The 17,142-nt window shown below is 72.0% G+C and carries 15 protein-coding genes; 4 read left to right on the top strand and 11 right to left on the bottom strand.

Annotated features, from left to right (window positions below; all coding sequences use genetic code 11):
- Positions 1–2: 2 nt before the first annotated feature.
- The gene (locus AB0M30_RS13955; RefSeq protein WP_364583982.1) at positions 3–1,106 is read right to left on the bottom strand and encodes a zinc-binding dehydrogenase; all 1,104 of its coding nucleotides are present in this window, start codon (positions 1,104–1,106) and stop codon (positions 3–5) included.
- A gap of 56 nt (positions 1,107–1,162) precedes the next feature.
- Here AB0M30_RS13955 and AB0M30_RS13950 point away from each other — a divergent pair, with 56 nt between their 5' ends.
- Positions 1,163–2,452, top strand: a complete 1,290-nt coding sequence (locus AB0M30_RS13950; protein WP_364583924.1) for an amidohydrolase family protein — start codon at positions 1,163–1,165, stop codon at positions 2,450–2,452.
- On the opposite strand, the gene AB0M30_RS13945 is transcribed toward AB0M30_RS13950, so the two are convergent.
- A complete protein-coding gene (locus AB0M30_RS13945) occupies positions 2,453–3,187 on the bottom strand; it encodes an SDR family NAD(P)-dependent oxidoreductase (protein WP_364583921.1) in 735 nt (244 codons plus the stop codon). It lies immediately after the preceding gene.
- Between the two features lie 45 nt (positions 3,188–3,232).
- Here AB0M30_RS13945 and AB0M30_RS13940 point away from each other — a divergent pair, with 45 nt between their 5' ends.
- Positions 3,233–4,153: an aldo/keto reductase gene (locus AB0M30_RS13940; protein ID WP_364583919.1), complete on the top strand. Its 921-nt coding sequence runs from the start codon at positions 3,233–3,235 to the stop codon at positions 4,151–4,153.
- A gap of 54 nt (positions 4,154–4,207) precedes the next feature.
- Here the strand turns inward: AB0M30_RS13940 and AB0M30_RS13935 are convergent, their stop codons facing one another.
- The 5 genes from AB0M30_RS13935 to AB0M30_RS13915 are packed head-to-tail and all read right to left on the bottom strand — an operon-like array spanning position 4,208 to position 10,060.
- Positions 4,208–4,927 carry an alpha/beta fold hydrolase gene (locus tag AB0M30_RS13935; protein ID WP_364583918.1) on the bottom strand — a complete coding sequence of 240 codons (720 nt, stop codon included), beginning with the start codon at positions 4,925–4,927 and terminating at the stop codon, positions 4,208–4,210.
- 12 nt (positions 4,928–4,939) lie between these two features.
- Positions 4,940–5,845, bottom strand: coding sequence for an ABC transporter permease (locus tag AB0M30_RS13930; protein ID WP_364583916.1), 906 nt, complete (start codon positions 5,843–5,845; stop codon positions 4,940–4,942).
- Positions 5,842–6,786, bottom strand: coding sequence for an ABC transporter permease (locus AB0M30_RS13925; RefSeq protein WP_364583914.1), 945 nt, complete (start codon positions 6,784–6,786; stop codon positions 5,842–5,844). The genes AB0M30_RS13930 and AB0M30_RS13925 overlap by 4 nt, the downstream gene beginning before the upstream one ends.
- Positions 6,783–8,360, bottom strand: coding sequence for an ABC transporter substrate-binding protein (locus AB0M30_RS13920; protein ID WP_364583912.1), 1,578 nt, complete (start codon positions 8,358–8,360; stop codon positions 6,783–6,785). Before AB0M30_RS13920 ends, AB0M30_RS13925 begins: the two co-directional genes overlap by 4 nt.
- Positions 8,357–10,060, bottom strand: a complete 1,704-nt coding sequence (locus AB0M30_RS13915; protein ID WP_364583911.1) for an ABC transporter ATP-binding protein — start codon at positions 10,058–10,060, stop codon at positions 8,357–8,359. Before AB0M30_RS13915 ends, AB0M30_RS13920 begins: the two co-directional genes overlap by 4 nt.
- Positions 10,061–10,290: 230 nt before the next feature.
- On the opposite strand from AB0M30_RS13915, the gene AB0M30_RS13910 reads away from it, so the two are divergent.
- Positions 10,291–11,265, top strand: coding sequence for a methyltransferase domain-containing protein (locus AB0M30_RS13910; RefSeq protein ID WP_364583909.1), 975 nt, complete (start codon positions 10,291–10,293; stop codon positions 11,263–11,265).
- Positions 11,266–11,267: 2 nt separating this feature from the next.
- The gene (locus AB0M30_RS13905; protein ID WP_364583906.1) at positions 11,268–12,185 is read left to right on the top strand and encodes an alpha/beta hydrolase; all 918 of its coding nucleotides are present in this window, start codon (positions 11,268–11,270) and stop codon (positions 12,183–12,185) included.
- Between the two features lies 1 nt (position 12,186).
- On the opposite strand, the gene AB0M30_RS13900 is transcribed toward AB0M30_RS13905, so the two are convergent.
- From AB0M30_RS13900 to AB0M30_RS13885, 4 genes are all read right to left on the bottom strand, one after another.
- Positions 12,187–12,774 (bottom strand): TetR/AcrR family transcriptional regulator, encoded by a 588-nt coding sequence (locus AB0M30_RS13900; RefSeq protein ID WP_364583903.1) that lies wholly within the window; start codon positions 12,772–12,774, stop codon positions 12,187–12,189.
- Positions 12,775–12,840: 66 nt separating this feature from the next.
- The gene (locus AB0M30_RS13895; protein ID WP_364583900.1) at positions 12,841–14,442 is read right to left on the bottom strand and encodes an amidohydrolase; all 1,602 of its coding nucleotides are present in this window, start codon (positions 14,440–14,442) and stop codon (positions 12,841–12,843) included.
- Between the two features lie 2 nt (positions 14,443–14,444).
- Positions 14,445–15,179, bottom strand: coding sequence for a MoaF C-terminal domain-containing protein (locus AB0M30_RS13890; protein ID WP_364583898.1), 735 nt, complete (start codon positions 15,177–15,179; stop codon positions 14,445–14,447).
- 7 nt (positions 15,180–15,186) lie between these two features.
- Positions 15,187–17,049, bottom strand: coding sequence for a primary-amine oxidase (locus AB0M30_RS13885; protein WP_364583896.1), 1,863 nt, complete (start codon positions 17,047–17,049; stop codon positions 15,187–15,189).
- Between the last annotated feature and the right edge of the window lie 93 nt (positions 17,050–17,142).

Raw genomic sequence — 17,142 nt, 5'->3', positions numbered from 1 at the left:
TCCTAGGGCAGTCGGGGGTCGATGACGGCTTTGAGCTCGCCGAGCCGGGACATCGACTCGACGGCGGCGGACGCGCCGGCCAGCCCGACCGGCGGGCTGAACAGCTCGTCCCAGGGCATCCGATCGGCGAAGGCGCGCAAGAACCCGACCGAGCGGTGGTAGTCGGCGATGTCGCCGTTGAGGGATCCGGCGAGCGTGAGCTCCTTGCCCATCACCGTGCCGAGCGGCACCGGGACGGGTGTCGGCCCGGTCGATCCGACGAGGGCGACCGTCCCGCGCTGGGCGGCGAAGGCGACGGCCTCCTCGCCGATCGTCGGGCCGCCCGCGAAGTCGAAGACGTGGTCGGCGCCGCGGCCGCCGGTCAGCTCGCGGACCCGCTCGATGCGTTCGTCCGGAGTGGACTCGACGGAAACGGTGGCGGTGGCGCCGAACCGTTCGGCCACGGCCAGCCGCGACTGCGGGCCGCCGACGGTGATCACCGTCCCGGCGCCGCAGAGGCGGGCGACCGCCGTGGCGAACACGCCGAGCGCGCCCGCGCCCTGGACGACGACTGTCGCGTTCGGACGGATGCCGCCGGACCGGGTCACCGCGCGCAGCACGGTCTTGCCCGCGCAGCCGGACATCGACGCCCACGTGTCCGGGACGTCGCCGGGCAGCAGCAGCTTCGCCGCGCCTGGCGTCACGTAGCAGTACCGGGCCAGGCCGCCGGTGGCGTACGGGAATCGGTCGGCGCGCTGCAGGAAGCCGTACCCGCGGTGCTCGCAGGCAACGGGCTCACGCAGAACCGTGCAGCCGTAACACCTCCCGCACGTCGACTCGGACCAGCCGATGCGGTCGCCCGGCTTGACCTCCTGGCCGAGCGTGTCGGTGGTGCCCGGTCCGGTGGCGACGACTTCGCCGACCATCTCGTGACCCAGCACCATCGGGAGCATGCCGGGCAGGCTCATCCGCCCCGACCACAGGTGGACGTCGGTGCCGCACAACGTGGTGCAGGTGAGCCGGACGAGTGCGGCACCGGGCTCGGGCTCTTCGGGCAGTGGGAGCTCGCGCAGTTCGAGGGGAGCGCGGTGGCCGGTGAGAACGGCGGCCTCCGTGTGGGTGGGCAGGGCCATCTTTTTAGTCTACAGTCGTGGAAGAAAAAGTCCAGGGCCGGGAGGAAAGCATGACAGCGCAACGGATTCACCCGGCGGACCTGGTGGTTCACGGCGGGGTGGTGCACACCTTCGGCCCGGCGGGCACGGTCACCGGTCTCGTGGTTCGCGACGGCCGGATCGTCGCGGCAGGCGGCGACCTGACCGGCCACATCGGACCGGACACCGAGGTCCTGGACCTCGCCGGCCGGACGGTGCTGCCGGGCATCAACGACGCCCACCTGCACGCGACCTGGCTCGGCGCCCGGTGGCCGCACCCGCTGCTCGGCGCGCCGCACGAGGAAACCCCGGTGGTCACCGCGGAAGACCGCCGGGCCGCGATCCTGCGGGCCGGCGACGTCTGCGCGGCGCTCGGCATCACCAGCTACACCGAGCCCGGGCTCGGTCCGGGCGAGACCGGCTGCTTCTCGGCGGAAGTCGTCGACGAGTACGCGGCCTTGCAGCGCGAAGGGCGGCTGCGGACACGGGTCACCGTGCTGCGCCTGTTCGGTCTCCTGGACGGCGCCAGTTCACTGGCGGACTTCGAGCGCGGCCTCGCCACGCCCGCGCCGACGGCGGACCCGGAGTGGCTGGCCGTCACCGGCGTCAAGATCTTCGCCGACGGCATCCCGCCGATGCGCACGGCCTGGACCCACCACTGCTACGCCGACGGCTCGCACGGCGCCCTGCTCGTCGACGGTTCCGACGACGACGAGCGCGCGGCCACCCTGGCGGCGATGATCTCGCTGGCCCACGAAGCCGGCCTCGTGGTCGGCGTCCACGCCACCGGCGAACGCAGCATCGAAGCCGCTCTGGAGCACCTGCGGGCCGGTGACCACCTCGTGCACGGCGACCTCGTCACCCCGGCGCAGCTGCGGCGGATGGCCGGTCGGGGCGTCGGGCTGACCACGCAACCGGCCATCGCCACCGCGATGCGGCCGATGGTCGCCACCGCGCTCGGCGAGGACGTCGCCGCGAAGGCGTGGCCGCTGCGGGACGTCCTCGACGTCGGAGTGCAGCTCACGCTGAGCAGCGACGCGCCGGTCGTCACACCTGACTGGCGCGTCCACCTCGCGGCGGCGGGGGAGCTGCTGGGCGCGCGAGGTGTCACGTCCGAGCTGACCGCGCGCCTGCTCCGCTGTTACACGACCGAAGCCGCCGCGCAGGACGGATCCGCGGCGTGGAAGGGGTCACTGGACCCGGGCAAGGTGGCCGACTTCTGCGTCCTCGGCGCCGATCCTGTGGTCGTTCCCCTGGCGGACCTGCCGTCGGTCACCGTCGAGCTGACCGTGACCGGCGGCCGGATCGTCCACAAGGGATAATCAGGTGAGCAGCTGGCCGCCGTCCACCGCCAGGCTCACCCCGGTGATGTGCCCGGCGGCGGGCGAGGCCAGGAACGTCACCGCCGGGACGACGTCCTCGACGGCGGCGATGCGGCCCAGCGGAATCCGGGCTTCCCAGGCTGCGCGGGCGGCGGTGTCCGCGGCGAACCCCGCCGTCATCGGCGTCAGCACCGGCCCGGGTGCGACCGCGTTGACGCGAATCCCGTGGGGCGCCAGCTCCAGGGCGGCGGACCGGGTCAGCGCGTCGACGGCCGCTTTGGTGGCTTCGTAGTGGCCGAGCCCGGGCGTCGGCTGCCGGGCGCCGATCGAGGAGATGTTCACGATCGCTCCGCGCGTCCCGGCCGCCGCCATGTGCGCGCCCACCGCACGGGTCATCAGGAACGTGCCGCGGAAGTTGACCCGGAGGCAACGGTCGAAGACCTCGACCTCCAGGCCGGTCAGCGGACCACCGCCGCCGGCCAGCCCGGCGTTGTTGACCAGTACGTCCACCGGCCCGAACCGGTCCGCCACCAGGGCGGCCGCCGCCTCGATCGACGCCGGGTCCGCGATGTCCAGTTCGACGTGCTCGGCGCCGATCTCGCGACCGACGTCGTGCGCCGCCCGGGCGTCCACATCGGCCACGACCACCCGGTCACCCGCCGCGAGAAACCCTTCGGCGACCCCGCGGCCGATTCCGCTCGCGCCGCCCGTGACCACCACAACCCGTGTTTTCATTCTACAATCGTAGATGAAAGATGTGCTGTGGCGAAAGGAAAACCCGTGCTCGGAAGATCGGCCTTCGGCCTCGGCTCGTGGAACACCTGGGACCGGATGGACTTCGGCGACGCCGTCCGGCTGCTCAGGACGGCCGTCGACGCCGGCGTGACCCTGTTCGACGTCGCCCACTACGACTTCGGTCCGCACGCGGAGAACTCGCGCACCGACATCCTCTTCGGCGAGGCCGTCCGGAAGGCCGGGATCGCGCGCGAGGATTACGTGCTGTGCGGCAAACTCTGGCTCTGGGACTATCCGCGCAGCGGCTTCGCGGGGCAGCTCGAGACGTCGCTGGGCCGGATCGGCACGGAGTACGCGGACCTGGTCGTGGTGGGCGACTACCGGGAACGCCCGGACATCCCGCGGATCGTCACCGAGGTCGCCGAGCAGGTCCGGGCTGGGCGCGTCGGCGGCTGGGGCGTCAACAACTGGCTCGCCGCCGACCTGGACCTGGCCCTGGGGTTCGCGGACCGCGAGGGCCTGCCGGCGCCGGAGTTCGCCCAGCTCAAGTACTCGATCGCCCGCCGCTCGATGGCCGAAGGGCAGCCGTACCGCAAGCACTTCGCGAGCGGGCGGCTGGCACTGCAGGCGTCCGACGTCTTCGAAGGTGGTGTCCTGCTGGGCAATGCCACCCCGGCCCGCAAGATCGGCGCGGACGTCGGCGGCATCCGCGCGGCCATCGTGGACGCGTCCGCGGAGGTCGGCCGTATCGCGGCGGACTTCGGCGCCACCCCGGCCCAGCTCGCGCTGGCGTTCTGCCTGGCGTACGAACCGGTGGCGAACGTGCTGTTCGGCGTGAGTCGCGCGGAGCAGCTGACCGACAACCTCGGCGCGCTCCTCCTGGCCCGCGAGCACGGCCCCGAAATCCGCGCGGCCCTCGACCGCCTCCGCCTCGACCACGCCGTCAACCCCGACGGCTCCTGGTGAACCCTCGTGAGTGGTAAGGCGGGTTCTCACCCGCCTCACCACTCACGAGGGCGGTCAGGGGGTGGTGAGGAAGGAGACGGCCGCGGCGCGGAAGGGAACGCCGCGCAGGGCGCCGCCGTGGTCGCCGGGGACCGTCAGGAGGTCACTGCCCGGGGCCAGCGGGATCAGGGTTTCGATGCCCTGGCTGATCGGGTCGTCCTGGCCCGCGACGAACCGCGTCGGCACGGTGAGGGTGCTCGCCTCCGGGACGAACGGCTCGTGCCGCAGTCCCTCGATGCACCGGGCGAGGGCGGCCGGGTCGCGGCCGGGCGCGGTGATCATCCGGGCGATCGCCGCCGTGAGCGGGTCCGCTGGCAGCCGCCCGCCGGCGGCGAAGGCGAGCGCCGCTTCGACGTCGACCGCGCCGAACGGCTCGTGGGGGCCGAGCCCACCCAAGACCAGCCGGCGAACCGGCAGCACCGCGGGCAGTTCCCACGCCAGCCGCGCGCCCAGCGAGTAGCCGACCACGTCCACTTCGGACACTTCGCCGGCCACGAGAGCGAGTTCCCCGGCGATCGCCTTCGGCGTGACGTCGGCGAGCGCCGGGCTGGACCCGTGGCCGGGCAGGTCGGGCACCAGCACCGGACGGCCCGCCGCGGTGAGCGCCGACGGCCAGCCCGTGCTGACCCAGTCGGTGTGCCCGTCGGAGGCGAACCCGTGCAGGAGCAGCACCGGCGGTCCGGCGGCCGGCCCGTCCGGGGTGAACCGGCGTACGGCAAGGGAGGTGAGCGTCAAGGAGATCCTTTCTCACGAAGCCCGGCGCAGCCGCTGCAGCTCGCCGAGCGTCCGGGCACGGGCGTCGACGGCGATCCGCAGCGCGGAGCCGATGAGGTTGAGCAGGAGCACGCAGGCCATGATCGTCACGCCCGGCACCACGACCAGCCACGGCGCGGTGACCAGGTACGACCGGCCCTCGGCGATCATGTTTCCCCAGGTCGGCGTGGGTGGGGCGATGCCGAGGCCGAGGAAGCTCATGGCTCCGTCGACGAGCATCGCGGCCGCGGCCAGGATGACGACCTGGACCAGCGCCAGCGGCAGCACGTTGGGGAACACGTGCACCAGCAGGATCTTGCCGCGGCTCATCCCGGACACCCGCGCGGCGCCGATGTACTGCCGTCCGGCGATGCCGAGCACGCGGCTGCGGATCACCCGGGCGGTGAACGGCGTGAAGATCACCGTCAGCGCGATCAGCTCGGTCCAGATGCTCGCGCCGAGCGCGATGGCCAGCGCCATCGCGAGGATGATCGCCGGGAACGACATCCACGCGTCCATCAGCCGCATCAGCACCGCGTCCGCGGCCCGGTAGAAGCCGCTGACCAGGCCGATCACCATGCCGGAGAAGGCCGCGCAGAGCGTGATCAACGCGGACAGCCCCAGCGACGCGCGCCCACCCGACACCAGCCGGGCGAGGACGTCCCGGCCGAAGGAGTCGGTGCCGAGCGGATGCGCGCCCGACGGCGGCAGCAGCCGGTGCACCGGGTCGGTCGCGCTGACGCTCGGCAGGAAGAACGGCAGCACGACCACGGTGAGCACGATCAGGCCGAGCAGGACCGAGCACACGACGAGGGTCCGGTTGCGCCGGAACACCCGGGCCGCGCGCCGCGGCAGGGGAGCGTCCACCGAGGTGGCGGGTTCGGCGACGGCGAGGCTCATGCGACACGCACCTTCGGGTCGAGCAGCGCGTACGACAGGTCGACCAGCAGGTTGACCACGACGAACAGCACCGCGACGAACAACGTCACGCCCTGGATGAGCGGGAAGTCGCGAGTGGACACCGCACCCATGAGCAGGTGCCCGAGGCCGGGCACCACGAAGATCGACTCGATGATCACGATCCCGCCGACGAGCATGGCGAAGTTGCTCCCCAGCTGCGTCACCAGCGGCATCAGCGCGTTCGGCAGGACGTGCTTGAGCAGCACCCGCCGTTCGGGCAGGCCCTTGACGCGCGCGGTCCGCAGGTAGGCGAGCGGCAGCTCGCCGAGCACGCTCTCGCGCAGCGTCAGCACGAACAGCGCCGTCTGCCCGATGACGAGCACGGTCACCGGCAGCACCAGCGCCGGCACCGCGGCCACCGGATCGGTCAGCAGGTCGTGGTAACCGCTGGAGGGGAACCACCGCAGGGTCACCGAGAAGACGAGCACCAGGACGAGGGAGATCCAGAAGTCCGGCATCGCCATGCCGAGCGACGACAGCCGGTCGAGCGTGCGGGCCACCGGGTTGCGCGGCGACACCGCCTGCCACGAGGTGATCGCCACCGAGAGGACGAAGCTGATCACCGTCGAGAGCACGGCGAGCGTCAGTGTCGGCCCGATGTGCGCGGCGACGACGTCGAGGACCGGCTGGTGGTAGGTGATCGACGTGCCGAAGTCGCCGCGCAGCACGTGCCCGGCCCAGCTCAGGTACTGCTGCCAGAGCGAGCCGTCGAGGCCCAGGCTCGTGCGCAGCGCGGCGACGTCGGCCGGGCGCGCGGTCGGGCCGAGGATGGCCTGGGCCGGGTCGCCCGGGATCAGCCGGATGACGAAGAACATCATGGTGCCGGCGATGACCAGGATGATCACCAGGTCGCGCAGCCGACGCAGCAGCACCCCGGTCATGCGGCCAGCCAGGAGTTCCAGAACACCCGGTAGAAGTCGCCGTAGCCCTTGAGCCGCGGGGTGTAGGCCGCCCAGAGCTTCGACTGGCTCAGCGTGATCACCGACAGCTGCTTCCAGGTGAACGTCTGGAGCTTGTCGATGACGGCCTTGGCCTGCTCGGGTGTGGTCGAAGCGTTGAACTCGGCCAGCAGCCCGTCGAGCTCCGGCGACGACGAGCCGTTCAGCGTGCCGAGGGTGAGCGCCGGCATCTGGGCGGGCGAGGTCAGCGACGAGTCGAAGAACAGCGTCGTGATGTCCCAGCCGCCCGGGTCCTTGGTGAGGGTGCCGAGCATGGTGGCGAAGTCGAAGGTGTCGATCTTGGTCTGCAGGCCGATCTTGCCGAGCGCGTCCTGGATGAGCACGGCCCACTTGCCGAACTCGGGGTAGGAGTTCGTGGTGACGATGTGGATCGTCGCCCCGGTGGTGATGCCGGCGTCGGCGAGCAGCTGCTTCGCGCGGGCCGGGTCGTGTTCGCGGTAGACGGATTCACCGGCGGTCGAGTAGGACGCCTTGTTGTCCGGCGAGGCGAACGCGCCCGTCTCGATGGTCAGGTCCTTGCTGCCGCCGGTCGCCGCGTTGATGGCGGGCTTGTCCAGCAGCAGGTTCAACGCCTGGCGGGCCCGGGGGTCGGCGAACTTCGATCCGGGGTTGAAGTTGGGGATGACGACGTTCTCGTTGCCGCCGGGCAGGTTGTGCACCACCAGGTTCGGGTTGGCCTTGAGCTGCTCGTACTGGTCGTTGGCCGGCATGGCGTGGTCCCACTGGCCGGTCTGCAGGCCGTTGATCAGCGCGTCCTGGTCGCCGACGACCTTGTAGGTGACCGTGTCGAGGTAGGCGTGCTTGGCGCCGGCCTGGCCACCCCAGTCCTCCTCGGACCGCGACTGGTAGCCGTCGTAGCGCTGGAGCACCAGCTGCTGGCCGATGTCCCAGCTCTTCAGCTTGTACGGGCCGGTGCCGATCGCCTTGTCCTGGCCGAACCCGGTGGCGGGCAGGTCCACCAGGTTCTTCGCCTCGTAGATCTCGGTGCCGGCGCCGGCCAGTTCGTCGATGAGGGGGTAGCGCGGCCGCTTGAGCTCGATGCTCACCGTCGCCGGGTCCGGCGCGGTGATCGCGTCGATGTCCGGGGTGACGAGCTGCCCGGTGCGGTGGCTCTTCTGCCAGCGCCGCAGGCTCGCGACGACGTCGTTCGCGGTCAGCGGGTTGCCGTCCTGGAACGTGACGCCCTGGCGCAGCTTGAACGTGTAGGCGAGCCGGTCCGGGCTGGTCGTGTAGGTGTCGACGAGCATCGGCCGGGCGACGAAGTGCTGGTCGACCTCGAACAGCTTCTCGTACATCATGTTGCCGATCTGCGCGGTCACCTGGCCGGGGTTGGCGACCATGTCGAGCGACTGCGGATCGGTGGGGACGGCGACGGTGAGGTTGCCGCCGCGGACCGGAGGCCCGTCGGCGGCCGGGGTCGTTCCGGCGCTGCCCATGCAGCCGGCGAGCAGGGTGCCCGCGGCGGCGAGGGTGGCGAGCAGGGGAGTTCTCTTCATGGGCGCGTCGATCCTGTGTGGGGGAGGGCGGGCAGGTCGGGGTTGGCGGCGAGCAGCCGCCGGGTGTAGTCGTGCTGCGGGGAGAGACGGATCTCGTCGGGGGTGCCGGTCTCGATCAGCTGCCCGCGGTACATGACGCCGACGCGGTCGGCGACCGAGAGCACGAGGCTGAGGTTGTGGGTGATGAACAGCAGGCTGAGCGTGCGGGTGCGGCGCAGGTTCAGCAGCAGGTTCATCACCTGGCCCTGCACCGAGACGTCCAGGGCCGATGTCGGCTCGTCGGCCACGATCAGCTCGGGCCCGGCGGCGATCGCCCGCGCGATGGAGACGCGCTGGCGTTGCCCGCCGGACAGCTGCGACGGCAGCTTCCCCGCGGTGTCCTTCGGCAGCCCGACCTCGTCGATCAGGTCGGCGACCCGCCGGTCGAGCTCGGCTCCGCGCAACGGCGTGAGCTCCTTGAGCGGCTCGGCGATGATCCGCGCGGCGGTGTGCCGGGGGTCCAGAGAGCTCTGCGGGTCCTGGAAGATGAGCTGGACGCGGCGGCGGAACGCCCGCTCGTCACCGGTGAGCCCGGCGGAGTCGATTCCATGGGAACCGAAGGTGACTGTTCCCGAAGTCGGCGGTTCGAGCGCCGTCACCAACCGGCCGAGGGTCGACTTGCCGGAGCCGGACTCGCCGACCAGGCCGAAGAACTCGCCGGGCGGGATCTCGAGGGAGACGTCCCGCACGGCGTCGACCCGGTGTCCTCTTCGGCCGTACACTTTGGACGCTCGAGTGATCGTCAGCGGAGATCCCTGGCGGACCTGGTCCGGCTGTGGTTGCCCGGCCGGCGTCTCGAGGGTCATCGTGGGAGAGATGACCGGGAACCCGGCGCGGCGGTCGACACCGAGCTGCGGCACGCAGCCGAGCAGCGCCCGGGTGTACGGGTGCTTCGGCCGCGTCAGGACCTCGTCGCGCGAGCCCACTTCGACCAGGCGGCCGCGGTACATCACCGCGATCCGGTCGGCGACCTGCGCGGCGACGCCCATGTCGTGGGTGATGAACACGCAGGCGGTGCCGTGGTCGCGGCGCACGCGGTCGAAGAGCGTGAGGATCTCGGCCTGCGTGGTGACGTCGAGCGCGGTGGTCGGCTCGTCGGCGATGAGCAGGTCCGGGTCGGCCATCAGGGCGAGTGCGATCATCACGCGTTGCTGCATGCCGCCGGACATCTGGTGCGGGTACAGCCGCAGGATCCGGTCGGTGTCGGTCAGCCCGACCTCGGTCAGCAGCCGCTTCGCCTTGGCTTCGGCCCGCTTGCGCAGCGGGCTGCCGCGGCGGGCCGCCTGGCCGGGCAGCGACCCGGGTTCGCGGTAGGCCTCGGCCAGCTGCGAGCCGACGCGGCGGCTCGGGTTCAGCGAGTCCAGGGCCTCCTGGAAGATCATGCCGATCCGCGGGCCGCGGTAGGCGCGCATCGCGTCGGCGGGCAGTTCCGTCACGTCCACGCCGTCGATCGCGATCTCGCCTCGGGTGCGGACGGGGGCGACGAACTCGAACAGGCGGATGATCGACAGGGCGGTCACGGTCTTTCCGCTGCCGGACTCGCCGACTACGCAGAGCGTCCGCCCTTGCCCGAGATCGAGGGAGAGCTCCCGCACGAGTTCGCGTTCGGTGTCGTCGGTGACGACGCCGACGGTGAGCTCCCGGATTTCGAGCAGCGTCATGAATTCCCCTTTCCTCGCGGCCGCCGCGCGGGGGCGGGCCGGACTGCCGGGCACCGGCAGGGGTAGTTCTACGCATGTTGACACTGGCCGCACGCGGTGTCAATGGTTTTATTCTACAGACGTAGGAAGTTGAAACATCACAGCTTTTTGTTGCTGCGCGGGAGAAATTCGGTGCTGGACTCTTTTATCTACACATGTAGAGTGTCCGGGTCGAACACAAGGAGGATGACGTGACGCCCACCCCAGCCACGCCCGAGAAGATCGTGGAGACCGCCGTCGGCTACATGGCCGCCCAGCAGCTCTTCGCCGCCAACCGGATCGGCCTGTTCCCGGCGCTGGCGGCCGGCCCGCTCGGGCCGGCCGAGCTGGCCGAGCGCACCGGCAAGCCGGAGAAGATCGTCCGGATCCTCGGCGACGCCCTCGCCGCGCGCGGCCTGCTGTCCCGCGTGGACGGTCGCTACGCGCTCACGTCCGAGACCGCCGAGTACCTCGGCGGAGGGGGTCTGGACCTCGCGCCGTTCCTGACCTTCCTCGAAACCATCAGTTACCCGCACTGGCTGCAGTTCGCGCGCACCGCCGACACCGGCGAGCCGGGCGAGCTCGACCTCGACGGCGACCGCTGGACGACGTTCCTCGGCGGGGTCATGGTGTATAACGCCCTGCACGCGCGGATGCTGGCGCGAAATTTCGACTTCGGCGGGTACAAGAACCTCCTCGACCTGGGCGGCCTTTCCGCCGAGTTCGCGCTCCAGGCCCTCCGCGCGAACGACGTCCTGCGGGCGACCTTCGTCTACGACCCGCGGTCGGTGGACCCGGTGACCGCGGCCGTCACGGAGTTCGCCGACCGGACGACCGTCGTCGGCGCGTCGACCCCCGGCGCCGAACCGCCGGGCGAGTTCGACCTGGTGATGGTGAACCACGTCGTCCACCGGTTCTCCGTCGACGAAAACCGGGCGATCCTGCGGCACGCGCGGGCCGCGGCGGCGCCCGGCGCGCGGCTGCTGCTGCTCGACTTCTTCCTCGACGAGGACGCTTCGCCGCGGGACCTGGACGCCCTGCACGCGGGGGAGTACCTGGTCATCGACGGCACGGTCGTGTACCCCGAGCGGGACGTCCGCGGCTGGCTGGCCGGCGCCGGGTGGCGGCCGGTCGACCGGCTGACGCTGCCGGGTTCGCCGCGGGTGCTCGTCGCGGAGGCGGTGTGACCATGGGTCTCGACCCCGCGGTGCGGGAGCTGCTGGCCCGCAGCCCCGACGCGCCCGCCCGCCCGATGACGGCCGCCGAGCTGCGGGCGGCGTTCGCGGCATCGCGGCCGGAGCCCGGCCCGGTGGCGCCGGTGGCCTCGGTGACCGAGGTGGCCGTGCCCGGCCCGGGCGGCGACCTGCGCGTCCGGCTGTACCTGCCGGACGCGCCCGGCCCGGTGCCGGTGCTCGTGTGGATCCACGGCGGCGGCTGGACGATCGGCTCGATCGACGAGAACGAGGTCGCCTCCCGCGCGGTGTGCGCGGCGGCGTCGGTCGCGGTCGCGGCCGTCGAGTACCGACTCGCGCCGGAGGACCCGTATCCGGCGGCGCCCGCGGACTGCTACGCGGTGCTGGAATGGCTGGCGGCGGGCGGCGCGGGCCCGGCGGTTTCGCCGTCCCGGATCGCGGTCGGCGGCGAGAGCGCCGGCGGCAACCTGTCCACAGTGGTCTCCCTGATGGCTCGCGACCGCGATGGCCCCCCGATCGCGGCGCAGGTGCTGATCTGCCCGGTGTTCGGCCATCCCGACGACGGCCATGCGTCCTATGTGGACTTCGCGACCGGCTACGGCATGACGGCCGATGCGATGCGGTTCTTCTTCGCCCAGTATGCCCCGCTTTCGTTCGACGACCCCTACGTGCTGCCGTCGCGTGCCAGTGACCTCACGGGCCTGCCGCCGGCGCTGGTGCTGACGGCGGAGTACGACGTCCTGCGTGACGAGGGGGAAGCGTTCGCCCGGCGGCTGGCCGACGCCGGGGTGGCGGTGGACCTGCACCGGTACGCCGGGCAGATCCACGGCTTCTACGGGCTGTACACGGACTTGCCCGCGTCGGCGCGCTCGCACGCCGAGGTGGCCGCGTACCTGCGGGGGATCTTCGCCTGAGTCAGGGGCGGGTGAGGCGGTCCAGAAGGGACTCCAGGTGCCGGTGCTGGAGGTCGATCGTGGAAAACTCACCCGCCACCAGGCTCATCACGTTGGCGCCGGCGTTGAGCAGGACGATCTCGTCGACGATCTGCTCGTCGGGGGTCTCGGTGACGATGTCGCCGTCTTCGCGGCCCTCGGCGAGAAAGCGGTGCAGCAGCCCACGCCATTCGCGGACGTGCTCGAGGTACTTGTCGTGCATCCGCCGGTTGCCCAGCGACTTCTGCCAGAAGACGAGCAGCACCCGCCCGGCGGTGATCCGCTCTTCGTCGATCGGCATGGACGAAACGCAGATCTCGCGCAGCGCGGTGAGCCCCCGCAGGCCGTCGAGCTCGACGTACTGGCGCATCATGTCGAGGGCCCGCTCGTAGGTCGCCGCGATGATGTCTTCCTTGCTGGGGAAGTACAGCTTGAGGGCCCCGTTGGCGAATCCGGCGGCGGCGGCGATCTCCCGCATGGTGGCGGCTTCGATCCCGCCCTGCACGATCAGCTCCCAGGTGACGTCGACGATGTCGCTGCGCCGCTGGTCGTGGTCGATGATCTTGGGCACCCGGCACCTCCCGCACTGGTTTCTCTACCAGTGTAGGAGAAAGTGTGCGTGCGGACAGCGCCGGGGTCAGCGCCGGAACACGCGCCGCCCCGCGAACCACGTCTCCACGACCTTCGTCGCCGCGACCGCCGCCGTCCGGAAGGGATTGCGGTCCAGGACCACGAAGTCCGCCGACCGCCCCGGTGTCAGCGCGCCCGTCACGTCGTCCAGGCCGCACGCCCGTGCGCCGCCCATGGTGAACACCTCGATCGCCTCGGCCAGGGTGATCGCCTGCTCCGGCCAGAGTGCGCCCGGCCGCCGGCCGTGGGGGTCCGAACGCGTCACCAGGCCCGCGATGCCTTCCCAGGCGTTCGGCGACTCGCTCACCGGCCAGTCCGAGCCGCCGGCCACCAGGGCACCGGTGTCCAGCAACGTCCGGTTCGGCTGCATCCGCGCCGCCCGGGCGGCCGGCAGCACCTCCGCGATCGCCGCCGGGATGACCCCCGGCACCCACAGGAACGGCGAGATGTCCGCCGCGACGCCCAGAGCGGCGAACCGCGGCAGGTCGTCGGGGTGCACGAACTGCCCGTGCGCCACCTGGAACCGCGTATCGGCGTATCCCGCCGCGCGCACCTTCTCGACCGCGTCCAGGAACTGCCGCACCGACGCGTCGCCCGTACAGTGGACCTTCGCCGAGAAGCCCGCGGCGGCCGCCGTGATGAGCCAGCCGGTCAGTTCGGCGGGGGGCATCGTCGTGGCGCCGTGGAAGCAGCTGCCGTGGGTGTCGTCGGGCAGGTACGGCTCCAGGAAGGCCGCCGTGCGGGTCGGCGGCACGCCGTCGAGGAAAATCTTCACGAAGTCCGGCCGATGGTGCTCGGTGCGGTACTCGCCGGCGAGCTCCAGCAGCGGCGCCCCGACCGGGTCGACCCCGAAGATCGGGTCGTTGACCAGCAGCGATGACACCACCCAGGCGTCGAGCTCGCCGGCCAGGTCCAGCGAGCGCAGCGCGCCCAGGATGTCGGCCGAGACCCCGGCGTCCTGGAACGCGGTGACACCGAAGCCGTGCAGCACCTCGATCGCCCGCCGGGAAGCCCGCCGGTGCTGCTCCGGGGTCAACCCGGCGATCACGCGCTCGACCAGCACCCCGGCGGCCTCCAGCAGCAGCCCGCTGGGCTCGCCGCCGTCGCGGACGACGATCCCGCCGGGCGGGTCCGGCGTCGCCGCGGTGATCCCGGCCAGCTCCAGGGCCCGGCTGCTCACCCAGCGGTTGTGCCTGCTGTCGTCCGACAGCGACACCGGCCGCCCGCCCGCGGCCGCGTCCAGCGCCCGCCGGGCCGCCGGGACCGACAGCTCCGCGACCAAAGTGGACGCCCAGGCGCCGCCGGTGAGCCATTCGTCCGGTCCCAGCGACGCGGCCCGCGCGCGGACGGCGGCCAGGATGTCCTCGACACCGGCGTCCGAGCCGAAGGCGAGTTCGAACAGCTCGGCCCGCCCGGCCATCGCGTGGTGGTTGTGCACGTCGACGAGCCCCGGCATGACGAACGCGCCGCCCAGGTCGAGCACCTCGGTGTCCGGGCCGGCGACATCGTCGACGACCTTTCCACCGGAGACAGCCAAAGAGGACGCCCACGGCCGTGTGGCGTCCAGTGTGTACACGACGGCGTTCGTCAGCACCAGGTCGGCGGCCATGGTCAGCTCTCCGCCGGGTCGAACCCGGCCGGGTGGACGGTGGTGCTCAGCAGCCGTCCGTGCGCGCCGAAGGTGAAGTGCGTCGGCTGTTCGCCGGTGGCGTCGAGTCCGAAGAGGACACCGTGCGAGCGCAAGGCGCGGGCGTTGCGGTGGTCGGCGACGGTCACCGACGCGCACGGGATGACCTTCTCCCGCCAGGTGAAGACGTGGATGCCGGGCCGCAGCTGGTAGACGGTGTTCTCGTCGGTGTCGGCCAGCCCGCGCTCGGGCCCGGCCAGGCACTGCCAGGTGTACCAGTGCGGGCTGAGGTAGACGTGCTCGTAGGCGTGCTCGCGGCTGTAGACCCACAGCACCCGGCGTCCGATCAGCGCGGTGCTCGGCGTCATCGGCTCGCCGCGGACGTCGGAGCCGTCGATGGTCGCGGGCCGGAACTCCTGGGTGACGCGCGGGGTGCCGTGGTCGTTGATCGTCGTGGTGACCACCAGCGCACGGCCGTCCCGCAGGTCCAGGAAGAGCGAGACCGCCTCGCGAGCCGAGGGCCGGACTTGGACGTAGTAGAGGTCGTCGTCGACGAGGAACGTCTCGTCGGTGCCGCGCCAGGTGAAGACCGGTCCGTCGTCGTCGCGCAGCACGAAGGAGCGGTCGTGCAGGTCGTCGACGACCGGCGCCTTGTTGGCGTCGAAGCCGGGAGCCAGGCCGTCCAGGGGCAGCCAGGTGGAGGTGTCCGAAAGGGTCATCGTGTCCTCAATGTGCGCAGTGGTCGCCGGCCGGGAGGTCGAGCGCGGGGTTGCGGTCGAGGAACCCGGACGGCCGGAACAGGAACCCGGAGCGGTCGACCGGCATCACCGGCCAGTCCTCGGGGCGGGGCACGTGGGTCGGGCCGAACACGTGCCACAGCACGAGGTCGGTGTCGACGAGGTCGCGGTCGGCGGCCGTCCACGCCGGCAGGCCCGCACCGCCGGGGTGGGCGTTGGGGCGGTCGCCGGCCGGGTACCGCTCGTCCTCGCGGTACGGCGTCGCCCACAGGTGCTGCGTGGCGAAGGTGGCGCGGGCGTGCACGGTCGCCTCCGGCTGCGCCATCAGCGTCGCCGACGGGCGCGGTACCAGCTGGTAGGCGGTCGGCTTGCCGAGCCGGTTGACCCGGGACGCGCTGCGGACCTCCCAGACGCGGGCGCGGGCCGGGTGGGCCCGGCGCATCGCCTCGCGTTCGGTCCGCATCGGCGTGGTCTTCCAGGTGAACGCGTTGCCGTACGGGTTGCGCGGGCCGGTCGGCACGCCTTCGACGTCGATCTCGTGCAGGCTGGTGCGGTCGCCGTCGACCTCGACGTCGAGGCGCGCGCAGAACAGGTGCTGGTGGACCGGCGCGAACAGGCCGGGCGCCAGCTCGGTGGCGTGCGGCTGGTCCTGGCCCGGGGTGCCGGCGCCGCAGAAGACGATGCCGGTCGCCTTCGCCTCGAACTCGATGGAGCCGTCGAGGTGGAAGTACCAGTAGTGGCCGTAGTCGTAGTTGCCGATGGTGGAGATCGACGACACCACCAGCCGCCGCGACCGCCGGACCTCGGGCCGCCCGGCCAGGTCGGTGTGCTTCCAGAGGATTCCGTCGTCCTCCTCGTGCAGGCAGACCGCGCGCGGGACCTCCACCGGCTCGCCGCGGTCGTCGGCCACCCAGGCCGGGAAGTAGCGGATTTCGCCGACGCAGTCGCAGCCCAGGCGCAGGTCGTTGCCGTTCTTGCCGAACTGGTACTCGCCGGCGTCGAAGTAGCTGATCCAGAACCGGCCGGGCGCGACGTCCCCGTATGGGACCACCATCTCCGGGACGGAGGCCCGGTACAGGACCGGCCGGTCCTGGAAGCTCACCTGGTGCAGCGTCAGTCCTTCGCGGGCGTTGAAGCCGACGCGCAGCCGCCAGCCCTCCCAGCTCACTTCGGAGCCCTCGACGGTGAAGCTCGGCCCGGCGGGCTGGGTGATCTCGACCGGCTTGAGCGTCGTCCGCGCCGGGCCGCCGGTGTACCGCCCGCTCTCGGCGGGTACCGGGACGTCCCCCTCGTCCTCGACGCGCAGCACGCGCTGCTCGGTCAGGTTCAAGTGCACGACCAGGCCTTCGACCGGGTGCGCCCACGGGCTGTCGTCGGCGTCTTCCCGCAGGAAGGTCAGGGAACGCATGACGCGGCCGGTCTCGTCCTCGCGCCCGAAGTAGCCGGGCGCGAGCGGCGCGCAGAAGGCGTGTTCGATCCGGTCGGCGAGGCCGCGCCGAGCCATCGCGGCCTGCCACTGCTCCGACGCCTTCGTCAGCCGCTCGGCCAGCGCGTACTCCTCGAACAGGTACGACGGCTGCCCGTCGGCCTCGGCCCAGTCGTCCCAGGACACCAGCTCGCCCCCGGTCACCGAGACGACGGCCTCACCGGCGCGGCCGGTGGCGGTGTCGAGGAGCGTGTAGCGGATCCGTCGGTCACCCCGGCCGGCGCGCACCTCCGCCTTGGCGGGTTCGACGGGCAGGACCTGCGGGACCCGGATCGTGGCGCCGGCCAGCCCGGCCGCGGCGAGGATCGCGCGGCCGGCCGACAGCTCGGCGGCGGTCAGCGGGTCGAGGGGGTGCGGCGTGCTCACCCTGGTGAGTCTCGGCCCCGGTCGCCGTGCGCGCCATCGACCTTGCGGCGCCGGACAACAACGCTGCGCTCGCGGCCAACGCCCGGCGGCCGC

It is taken from the genome of Amycolatopsis sp. NPDC051716 (assembly GCF_040681595.1).
Taxonomy (GTDB): domain Bacteria; phylum Actinomycetota; class Actinomycetes; order Mycobacteriales; family Pseudonocardiaceae; genus Amycolatopsis.
This window is presented reverse-complemented; position numbering and strand designations above follow the sequence as displayed.